The 1570-nt window shown below is 72.1% G+C and carries 1 protein-coding gene; it reads right to left on the bottom strand.

All coding sequences use genetic code 11. The features are described 5' to 3' along the window. Nucleotides 1-1570: HEAT repeat domain-containing protein (locus tag HUW62_RS47175; protein ID WP_176438182.1), on the bottom strand; the 1570-nt coding region annotated here is incomplete at both ends.

The raw sequence follows: 1570 nt of genomic DNA, 5'->3' as shown, positions 1-1570 counted from the left end.
CGTCCCCACCACGAGGTCTCCCGCCTCGTCCAGCGCGTATGCCATCGGCGCACCTGGGAGAGTCACCCAAGGGATGGCACGCCACCGCCCCTCGGACGCGTCGACACGCACCAGACTCCCCGCGCCGCCAAACAGGTGCGCGAGGCCCTCCACCACCACGAGGGCGCCGTGCATCCGCACGACATGCAGGGGATTGGCGCGGGGCTCCTCCAGCACCGTCACCCGCCCGGCCTCATGCACCTCCAGCGTGCCCCCAAACTCCCCGTCGTCCCACCCGACGAGGCAGGCCTCGCCCATGGCTTCGAGGACGGAGGCGGAGTCCCCTCCAGGCACGGCTGCACACGGACTCCCTAGTGGGGGCGCCTTCGGCTTGTCCCAGTGCAACTGGAGAGAGGTGTGCCCCTCGCGCAGCGTCCACCCTCCGGCGCGTCTTGGACTGATGCGGGCGCAGTCGATGGACTCCGCAGGCTGCACCTCCTGCCCGGAGAGTCCCTCCAAGGCCAACCTCGCGTGGCTCCGCGCCACCGGAGAGGCGTGCTTCGCCACCACCTGCTGGAACAACGGCACCAGTTCCTCCGCATGCGTCCGGAAGGCGTAGCTGCCCAGCGCCCCGACAGCCGCGGCCTGGACTTCGCTGTGCGACGCGTACACCGCCTGGCGCAACGCATCGAGGGCGGCTGCACCTCCCACGCCTCCAAGGGCCTCTGCGGCCCGCGCCCGCCCCCAGCCCTCCTCCCCCGTGGCCAGCAGCCGCAGCAACGGCTCCGTCGCGGCCGGCCGCGCGACGTCCCCCAGGGACACGAGGCTCGCAAGGGCCCGGGCACGGCATTCAGGCACGGCGAGCTGCTGGAGGACCTCGGGCACCGCAGCAGGACTCCCGAAGGCCACCAGCGCCTGCAGCGCCACGGGTGTGAGGCGCACGTCCGGCCGTTGGAGCGCCTGGAGCACCTCGGGCGCGGCCTTCGCGCCTCGGCGCTCGTAGGCCGCCAACGCCGACGCCACGTAGGCCGCTCGCGGGGTGCACGCGTCGAAAACCGCCTCGCAGCTTGGTGCAGGCGGCGACGGGCAGGACGTCCCTGGTGGGCGCCGGAGAGTGGGCTCCTCCAGCTCCCGCGCGAGGAGCGTCCGCAGGCGCGGAACGAACGTCTCCGTGTACATGGAGGGGCGCCGGGCGAGGACGCGGCGCACCAGCACCAGCGCCTCCCAGCTCGACTCCGGATTCTCCAGCACTTCTACGAGCACCGGGGCCAATGTCGGGCCGAGGTGCTCCAGGGCCGACGTGGGCGACTCCAGGAGGTGGCGCACAATGGCTGGCGCTGCTCTCTCGTCATCGAGTGAGGAGAGCGCGTGCAGGGCCAGCCCACCGGGCTCCCGCTCATACGCCTCGATGAGCGCAGGCATAGCGCCCGTGGCCTTCTCTTCCATCTTCGCCAGCGCCTGTGCTGCACCGCCGCGCACGCGACGGTCCGAATGCCGAAGCAGCGAAATCAGCCGAGGGACGACGTCCTCCCCCACGCGCCCCAACTTCCAGGAGGCACACGCCTGCTCCGGCGGCAGCCACTTCTCCCCC

The sequence above is a fragment of the Myxococcus sp. AM011 genome, assembly GCF_013372595.1.
Lineage (GTDB): Bacteria > Myxococcota > Myxococcia > Myxococcales > Myxococcaceae > Myxococcus > Myxococcus eversor.
Note: the sequence above shows the minus strand (reverse complement) of the source record. Positions and strands in the feature narration are given on the sequence as shown.